Source organism: Brenneria sp. hezel4-2-4, assembly GCF_013155275.1.
In the GTDB taxonomy this organism is placed as follows: Bacteria; Pseudomonadota; Gammaproteobacteria; order Enterobacterales; family Enterobacteriaceae; genus Brenneria.
Genome location: NZ_JABJXS010000017.1, coordinates 49,370 through 57,676 on the forward strand (window position 1 = coordinate 49,370; position 8,307 = coordinate 57,676).

Annotated in this window: 7 protein-coding genes; 3 read left to right on the forward strand and 4 right to left on the reverse strand. The window is 54.1% G+C overall.

Annotation, left to right across the window (positions count from 1 at the left end; genetic code table 11):
• Positions 1–6: 6 nt before the first annotated feature.
• Positions 7–1,203, reverse strand: coding sequence for a NupC/NupG family nucleoside CNT transporter (locus HOY33_RS19565; protein ID WP_172291741.1), 1,197 nt, complete (start codon positions 1,201–1,203; stop codon positions 7–9).
• 235 nt (positions 1,204–1,438) lie between these two features.
• On the opposite strand from HOY33_RS19565, the gene HOY33_RS19570 reads away from it, so the two are divergent.
• Positions 1,439–2,404 (forward strand): aldo/keto reductase, encoded by a 966-nt coding sequence (locus tag HOY33_RS19570; protein ID WP_172291742.1) that lies wholly within the window; start codon positions 1,439–1,441, stop codon positions 2,402–2,404.
• Between the two features lie 65 nt (positions 2,405–2,469).
• Here the strand turns inward: HOY33_RS19570 and galR are convergent, their stop codons facing one another.
• On the reverse strand, positions 2,470–3,480 hold the full coding sequence (galR, locus tag HOY33_RS19575) for an HTH-type transcriptional regulator GalR (RefSeq protein WP_172291743.1): 1,011 nt from the start codon (positions 3,478–3,480) through the stop codon (positions 2,470–2,472).
• Between the two features lie 131 nt (positions 3,481–3,611).
• Between galR and galT the strand changes: the two genes are divergently transcribed.
• Both galT and galK read left to right on the forward strand, forming a co-directional pair.
• Entirely contained in the window at positions 3,612–4,655 is a 1,044-nt protein-coding gene (gene galT / locus HOY33_RS19580; protein ID WP_172291748.1) for a galactose-1-phosphate uridylyltransferase, read from the forward strand.
• Positions 4,656–4,663: 8 nt separating this feature from the next.
• A complete protein-coding gene (gene galK, locus HOY33_RS19585) occupies positions 4,664–5,827 on the forward strand; it encodes a galactokinase (RefSeq protein WP_172291744.1) in 1,164 nt (387 codons plus the stop codon).
• 62 nt (positions 5,828–5,889) lie between these two features.
• On the opposite strand, the gene mgtE is transcribed toward galK, so the two are convergent.
• Positions 5,890–7,314, reverse strand: coding sequence for a magnesium transporter (mgtE, locus tag HOY33_RS19590; protein ID WP_172291745.1), 1,425 nt, complete (start codon positions 7,312–7,314; stop codon positions 5,890–5,892).
• A 377-nt stretch (positions 7,315–7,691) separates the two neighbouring features.
• A complete protein-coding gene (locus tag HOY33_RS19595; RefSeq protein ID WP_172291746.1) occupies positions 7,692–7,907 on the reverse strand; it encodes a YfgG family protein in 216 nt (71 codons plus the stop codon).
• Positions 7,908–8,307 lie beyond the last annotated feature (400 nt).

Here is an 8,307-nt window from a genome sequence, read left to right on the forward strand (position 1 = left end):
AGCCTGTTACAGCACCAGTCCGGCAATGGACGCGGAAAGAATACTCACCAGCGTTGAGCCATACACCAGCTTCAGCCCGAAGCGGGAAACCACGTTACCCTGATGCTCATTCAGACCCTTGATGGCGCCGGCAATGATGCCGATAGAGGAGAAGTTGGCGAAAGACACCAGGAATACCGACAGGATCCCCACGCTGCGCGGTGAAAGCTCGGCGGCAACCTTTTGCAGTTCCAGCATGGCGACAAATTCGTTGGAAACCAGTTTGGTCGCCATAATGCTGCCCACCTGCAATGCCTCATGGGAGGGGATTCCCATAATCCAGGCGAAAGGATAGAACGCGTAGCCGAGGATCTCCTGAAAGCTGACGCCAAAAATCGCGCTGAAGATGGCGTTGATGGCGGCAATCAAGGCGATGAAACCAATCAGCATGGCGGCGACGATGACCGCCACCTTAAAGCCCGCCAGAATATATTCTCCCAGCATTTCAAAGAAGCTTTGGCCTTCATGCAGATTACCGAGCTGCAATTCAGGCTCGTCGCTCACTTTGTAAGGGTTGATAAGCGACAGCACGATAAAGGTGCTGAACATGTTCAATATCAGGGCGGCGACCACAAATTTGGCGTCCAGCATCGACATATAGGCGCCGACGATGGACATGGAAACGGTCGACATCGCGGTAGCCGCCATGGTGTACATGCGTTTCTCGGACATTTTGCCGAGGATATCTTTGTAGGCGATAAAGTTTTCAGACTGGCCGAGGATCAGTGAACTGACGGCGTTAAACGACTCCAGTTTACCCATACCGTTAACTTTGGAAAGCACCGTACCCACCAGACGGATGACGATCGGCAATACCTTGATGTACTGCAAAATCCCGATCAGCGCGGAAATAAACACGATGGGGCAGAGCACTTTAAAAAAGAAAGAAATCAGGTTTTTCTCGCTATTGACCATATCGCCAAAGACAAAGTCCGTCCCCTGACCGGCGAACCCGAGCAGTTTGTCAAACAGCGTCGCTACTCCTGTGACCGCACCCAACCCGATATTCGAGTAGAGGAAAAAATAGGCAAGCAGGATTTCAATCACCAACAGTTGAATAATAAAGCGGATGCGGATGCTTTTACGGTCGCGGCAGATAACTAGCGCCAGTGCGATAACAACGACTAGCGCCAATACGAATTGCGCGATGTGGGAAAGGGACATGTGTGCTCCAAATTTGAGGCAGGCCAAGTTTTCCACGTCATTCTATGTAACGCGTACACTAAAAATGAGAGGAAGAACGCAAAAACGTAATTATATCGTGAGAAAATGCCTAAACTAAACAGTGCGTCTTGTTATCTCTACACTTTTATCCATTCATTATTTTGATATCAGTGGCTAACGGCGATATTTTCATCGATTGGCAGCATATGGCTGTGTAACAAAAGGAGAGTGAGTTATGCCCGCGTCTGAATCTGTCCGTGAATTGGGTCGCTCAGGGATCAAGGTTCCTTTGTTGACCTTCGGTGGCAATGTGTTTGGCTGGACCATCGACCAGCCCGCTTCTTTTAGCATTCTTGATGCTTTGCTGGAGCATCGGCTGAATTTTATTGATACCGCGGACGTCTATTCCACCTGGGTTCCCGGCAATAAAGGCGGTGAATCTGAAACCATTATCGGCAACTGGCTGAAAAAAACCGGCCGGCGCGACAAGGTGATTATCGCCACCAAAGTCGGTAAGGACATGGGCGACAACAAAAAAGGGCTGTCGGCGCGCTATATCCGTCAGGCGGTGGAAGCGTCGTTGCAACGTTTGCAAACGGATTATATCGATCTTTATCAGTCGCATGATGATGATAAAGAGACGCCGCTGGAAGAAACGTTGGCGACATTTGACGCCCTGATTAAAGAGGGGAAAGTTCGCGCGATCGGCGCATCGAACTACGATGCGCCGCGGCTGGCGCAGGCGCTTAAAGTCAGCGCGGATAACCACCTGGCGCGTTATGAAACCCTGCAACCCGAATACAACCTGTATGACCGGCAGGGCTATGAAGCTGAACTGGAGCCGTTGGCGCGTGAGCAGGGCCTTGGCGTGATTAACTACTATTCGCTGGCGAGCGGGTTTTTATCCGGTAAATACCGCCAGCCTGCCGATGCCTCAAAAAGCGCGCGCGGTCAGGGGGTGGTCAAACAGTATCTGAATGAGCGGGGTAAAACGATACTTGAAGCGCTGGACAGTATCGCCAACATTCATCAGGCCACGCAATCGCAGGTCGCGCTGGCGTGGTTGATTGCCCGGCCGGGCATCACCGCCCCTATCGCCAGCGCCACGTCATTGGAGCAGGTAAATCAATTGGCTGACGCGACGCGACTGATACTGCCGCCGGAAGATATTGAATTGCTGAATAAAGCCAGCGCGTATTAGACGCCGGCGTTGAATGCCGAGCGTGATGCACGTTGATTGTAACCGTTTTCACAAAGCGGGGATCGTCACGTCTTGTGGGCAGGCGGACTGACGGAGTGGCGGCGAACCAGCGTCGGGCTGAACATATTGGTCGTTTCTTTTAACGGCTTACCGTGAGACAGCGCGATTGCCAGTTCGGCCGCCTGCATCGCCATCGCCGCCACCGGGTAACGCACCGTGGTCAGACGCGGCCGCAGATAGCGGGCGATCAACACATCATCAAACCCCACCACCGACATATCCTGCGGGACATTAATGCTGTTATCGCTGAGTACCGACAGCGCGCCCGCCGCCATCGGATCGTTGTAACAGACGACGGCGGTGAGGCCGCCGTTGCGCGTCAGCAATTCGGTCATGGCCGATTCGCCGCCGACTTCATCCGGGGAGCCTCGGGCAATCCGCCGCGCATCAACCGGCAGGCCGTGCTCAGTCAACGCATCCTTATAGCCCTGCAACCGATCGAAAGCGTCGGAAATCGGGTGATTCGAACAGAGAAAACCAATCTTCCGATGGCCTTCCTGAATCAAATGGCGGGTAGCCAGCCAGGCGCCGTAGCGGTCGTCCAGCGCCACGCAGCGGGTTTCATAGCCCGGCAGCATGCGGTTGATCAACACCATGTCTGGAATGTGGCTCATCAACACGGCCAACTCCTGATCTGAAATCACTTTGGCGTGCACCACCAACCCGGCGCAGCGGTGACGGATTAACTGCTCAATGGCTTTCTTTTCTTGCTCGGCATGGTGATAACCGTTGCCGATGAGCAGGAAGTTGCCCGTCGCCTGAGCGATTTGCTCCACCGATTTTACCATCGCGCCAAAGAAAGGATCGGAGACATCGGCAACCACCAGACCCAGCGTTTCGGCGCCCTGATGGGCAAGCGCTCTGGCGTTGGCGTTAGGATGATACTGCAATTCAGCCATGGCTTTATGCACAGCTTCCCGTGAGGCCTTGCCGGCTTTGGGCGAATCATTGATTACCCGTGAAACCGTTGCAACTGATACGCCCGACAGACGAGCGACATCCTTTATTGTAGCCATGTAGGGTTCCTGAAAACGGCTTATGTGATCGGTATCAACAGCAAGGATAACGTCGCACTTTCCAAAAGTCATCCTGCGGTTTAAATTGAGGGTAATCGGTTACACTTATCGGGCGAGCGGAACAAATGACCTTGATATCCTTTAACCCAACGGAGCACCCGCATCGCCGTTTCAACCCCCTGAAAGGCGAATGGGTGCTGGTTTCCCCGCATCGGGCCAGGCGTCCGTGGCAAGGTCAGCAGGAGGAACCGGCGCGCGGCACGCCGCCATCCTATGCTCCGGGCTGTTATCTGTGCGCCGGAAATACGCGCATTTCCGGTGATGTGAATCCGCCGTACCCGGGAACCTTTGTGTTCACCAATGACTTTTCGGCGCTGATGGAAGATACCCCGACTGTATCAACCGGTGACGACCCGCTGTTTCGCAGACAAAGCGCCAGAGGCGTCAGCCGCGTAATCTGCTTTTCGCCCGATCACGGCAAAACGCTGCCTGAACTCTCGCTGCCCGCGTTGAAATCGGTGATTGATGCCTGGAGCGAGCAGACAGCGGATTTGGGGGCGCGCTATCCCTGGGTACAGGTTTTTGAAAATAAAGGCGCCATGATGGGATGTTCTAATCCGCATCCGCACGGGCAGGTCTGGGCCAACGACTTTTTACCCAACGAAGCGCAGCGTGAAGATCGGGAACAGCGTCTTTATTTCGAACGCTACGCCGCGCCGTTGCTGCTGGATTATGTGCGGCGTGAGCAGGTGGACGGCAGCCGGTCGGTGGTGGAAACCGCACACTGGCTGGCGGTGGTGCCCTATTGGGCATCCTGGCCGTTTGAAACCCTGCTGTTGCCGAAGTTTGCCGTACGGCGGTTGCCGCAGTTGAGCGAGCCTCAGCGTAAGGATTTGGCGCTGGCGTTGAAAAAACTCACCAGCCGTTACGACAACCTGTTTCAGTGTTCATTTCCCTATTCCATGGGCTGGCACGGCGCGCCATTTAACGGAGAGGCGAATCCCCACTGGCAATTGCATGCCCATTTTTATCCGCCGCTATTGCGTTCCGCCAGCGTGCGTAAGTTTATGGTCGGTTACGAAATGTTGGCGGAAGCCCAGCGCGATCTGACGGCGGAACAGGCCGCGGAACGTCTGCGTGCCGTCAGCGATATCCATTTTCGAGAGCAAATGTGAGGCATGTGATGAGCCGTATTGATTCTCTGCGTCAGGCTGCCGAGTCGATCTTTAAGCATGAGTTTGGCTACGCGCCGGAGGCAATGATTCAGGCGCCTGGGCGGGTGAACCTGATCGGCGAACATACCGACTATAACGATGGTTTTGTCTTACCCTGCGCCATTGATTATCAGACGGTGATCGGCGCGGCTGTCCGGCAGGACAGCCTGGTACGGGTGGTGGCGGCCAACGTTGATAACCAGCAGGATACGTTTGATCTGACGACGGCGATTGCGCCGCACCCTGAATACCGCTGGGCAAACTATGTGCGGGGCACGATAAAATGTTTGCAGGCGCGCGGATTGCCGCTCAGCGGTATGGATATGGTGATTTTGGGCAATGTGCCGTCGGGCGCGGGGTTAAGCTCCTCAGCTTCCCTCGAGGTGGCTATCGGGCAAACGTTCAAGACGCTAAATCACCTGGATATCAGCCCGCTGACGCTGGCGCTTGTCGGCCAGCAGGCAGAGAATGAGTTTGTCGGTTGTAGCTGCGGCATCATGGATCAATTTATTGCGGCGCAGGGGCAGTCAGGACATGCGTTATTGATCGACTGCCGCTCGCTGGAAGGTCGGGCGGTTCGTATGCCGGACGGGTTCGATCTTCTGATTGTTAATTCCAATGTGCGCCGTGGGTTAGTGGACAGCGAGTATAATACCCGCCGTCGGCAGTGTGAGGCGGCGGCGCGTCATTTTGGCGTTAAGGCGCTGCGCGATGTTTCCTTATCGCAATTCGAAGCCGGCGCGACCGGGTTGGATCCGCTGGTCGCCCGCCGTGCCCGCCATGTGATCGCCGAAAACCGCCGTACGCTGGATGCCGCTGACGCTCTGGCGCGGCAGGATGTCAAACGGCTGTTTACCCTGATGGCCGAGTCACATGTATCAATGCGTGACGACTTTGCGATCACGGTTGCACCGATTGATACGCTGGTGGATCTGATCCAGACATATGTGGGTGAGCAGGGCGGCGCCAGAATGACCGGGGGCGGTTTCGGCGGTTGCGTGGTTTCGCTGGTGCCTGCGGCGATGACCGGCGAGATTTGCCGGATGCTGGAGCGTGAATACCCTGCGTGCACCGGCTTGCCGCCGTCCATCCACCTGTGCCGTCCGTCCGACGGGGCTGGCCGACTGACCTGATTCACCGCCTGTTTCTTCGTCAATTTGGCGGGGCGATAGCGATAATGTGGCGGAGCCGGCGATCAAGGCAGCAGAAATAGCGTCGCCAAGCCGAGAAAGATAAAAAATCCGCCGGTATCGGTGATGGCGGTAATCATCACGCTGGAGCCGATAGCGGGATCGCGACCGAACTTTACCATCACCAGCGGGATCAGCACCCCCATCAGCGCCGCCAGCAGCAGGTTCAGCAGAATAGCCAACATCATGACGCCGCCCATCTCGGCGCTGCCATAGAGCGCGAAAGTGATCAGCCCCATGACGCTGCCCCATATCAAACCGTTGAACAGCGCGACCCCCAGTTCTTTTAACAGCAGATAGGATTTCCTGCCGTGTTCCAACTGATGCAGCGCCAGGGCGCGCACAATCATGGTAATCGTCTGATTGCCGGTATTGCCGCCAATTCCCGCCACGATAGGCATCAAGGTAGCCAGCGCCACCAGGTGTGACAGCGTGTTTTCGAACAGGCCGATAACGCGTGACGCCACCAGCGCGGTGCACAGATTGATCGCCAACCAGGACCAGCGGTTACGCACGGCCTTGTAGACCGGCGCATACACATCTTCAGAGGGCGTTAGCCCGCCGGAACGACGCATGTGGCTGTCGCTCTCTTTATTAACGACATTCACGATATCTTCCACCGTCAGGCGACCCATTAGTTTCCCTTTGCTATCCACTACCGCGGCGGAGATCAAGTTATAACGTTCAAAAGCGCCTGCGGCGTCCGTGACCTGGCCCTCAGGCTGAAATGTGGCGGGCTGTTTATCCATAATGGCGGAGACCGGGGTTCCCGGCGCGTTAAGCAAGATATTCGCCAGCGACAGCTCCCCAATCAGCATATTTTTGCGATCGGTGACGAACAGTTTATCGGTGGAGTCTGGAATGACTTTTCGATAGCGCAGATAACGTTGGACGGCGGCAAGCGTGACGTCCTCCCGGATGGTGATAAGTTTGAAATCCATGATGTGGCCGACGCAATCTTCGTCATAATTGATCGCTCCGCGTAACTGCGCCCGCTGTTTCGGTTCCAGCGATGTCAGTATTCGGCCCAGCAGATGACGAGGCAGCAGGCGTGAAAGCTGGGCCTGCTCATCAACATCCAATACGCGGACGGCCTTCAGGATCTCTCTATTCGGCATATCGTCGATGAGATCGCCGGAGATGCTGTCGGAGGCTTCGATCAGCACGCGTCCGCGTTGGTCTATGGGGATCAGCCGCCAGAGCGCCAGACGTTCATCATGCGGCAGAGACTCCAGCAAATCGGCGAGGTCGGCAGCGTGCAGTTCGGTGATTAACTGGCTGATTTCAGCCGTCTGGTCGAGCAGCGCTTTTTTGTCTGTATCGCTGTCGCGCGGCTGCGCGTTCAGGATATCAGCAACCAGTTCCTTGTTTTCTAAAAGTAAAAAAGAAATACGACGTCTCAGAGCGGTGAGTTTGTTTGCATTCGACATGGGTTTCTTATGCTCGGTGTATTTTTTAATAGTGGCTTGATCTCGCGTATCTCATCACATACGGACAATCAGTCAATTAAACGAACTGAGAATATAGCCAATAGATTTCCAGGTAAGGGAAGCCAATCCCGGCAATCTGAGCGATGACAGGTATCAACGTAGCGCGAAATCAGTGAATTAAGAATAGGACGATTAGCCGATCGACGCCCTAAGCGACGCTGGATAATTCAAGCGCTGGCGATTATCTGGCGAAAGAAACGGAAGGAATAGAGCATAAACGAAAGCGTTTACCATGAATAAACGGTACGACGAAGCAAAGATTATCGCATTTGCGGCGATATCAGATATCAGAAAGAAAGTGAGTCAGGCTGCTGGCGCTATTCTTTTTTGTTGATTAGCACATCTGAGCTAGCAAGGGGTTGTTCGATACGCTGTTGCTGTTTGTCCTGATGATGGGCAAACGCGCTGATGGTGGAGTAGGCGAAACGACCTAAGAGGATAATAAAGCTGATTAATAAAACGGCACGGGCAATGCGTGAACTACTTCGTCGCGGGCGCATTGATATTCGTCGTTTATGGGTAAGCGTGGACATTACCGGAAAATCTCCTGTGAAAGCGAACATTCGCTGTTGTTTATTTAGGCACAAGCATTGATGGAGGTCAATCTGTCGGGGTGAAAAAAGATTAAATGCCGGACGGTTCTCGCATTCCCGCGATTAGTTTGATTTCATTTTCCAGTAAATTGCGCATTAGGTGCGGGCTACGGGGAAGCCGCGCAAGCTGACCGGCTTGATGTGAATGTTTTAGTGTAGATATTTTCATTATTCATCGTCAATACCTTTCAAAAAGACCACCCTCTCATATCTCTAACTCAAACTTTCAGAATAAATGCAAAATCTGCGCAACTTCTTGCTCACTTTCCAGCATAAATCACTTTTTGCGCAATGTTTGCAAACGATATGGGAAGTCTGCGCAACTTTTTGCTCAAATTTG

Excerpts from the sequence above, each read along its gene's own strand:
- HOY33_RS19570 (WP_172291742.1), top strand. The coding sequence starts at position 1,439 with ATGCCCGCGTCTGAATCTGTCCGTGAATTGGGTCGCTCAGGGATCAAG.
- galR (WP_172291743.1), bottom strand. The coding sequence starts at position 3,480 with ATGGCTACAATAAAGGATGTCGCTCGTCTGTCGGGCGTATCAGTTGCA.
- HOY33_RS19595 (WP_172291746.1), bottom strand. The coding sequence starts at position 7,907 with ATGTCCACGCTTACCCATAAACGACGAATATCAATGCGCCCGCGACGA.
- mgtE (WP_172291745.1), bottom strand. The coding sequence starts at position 7,314 with ATGTCGAATGCAAACAAACTCACCGCTCTGAGACGTCGTATTTCTTTT.
- galK (WP_172291744.1), top strand. The coding sequence starts at position 4,664 with ATGAGCCGTATTGATTCTCTGCGTCAGGCTGCCGAGTCGATCTTTAAG.
- HOY33_RS19565 (WP_172291741.1), bottom strand. The coding sequence starts at position 1,203 with ATGTCCCTTTCCCACATCGCGCAATTCGTATTGGCGCTAGTCGTTGTT.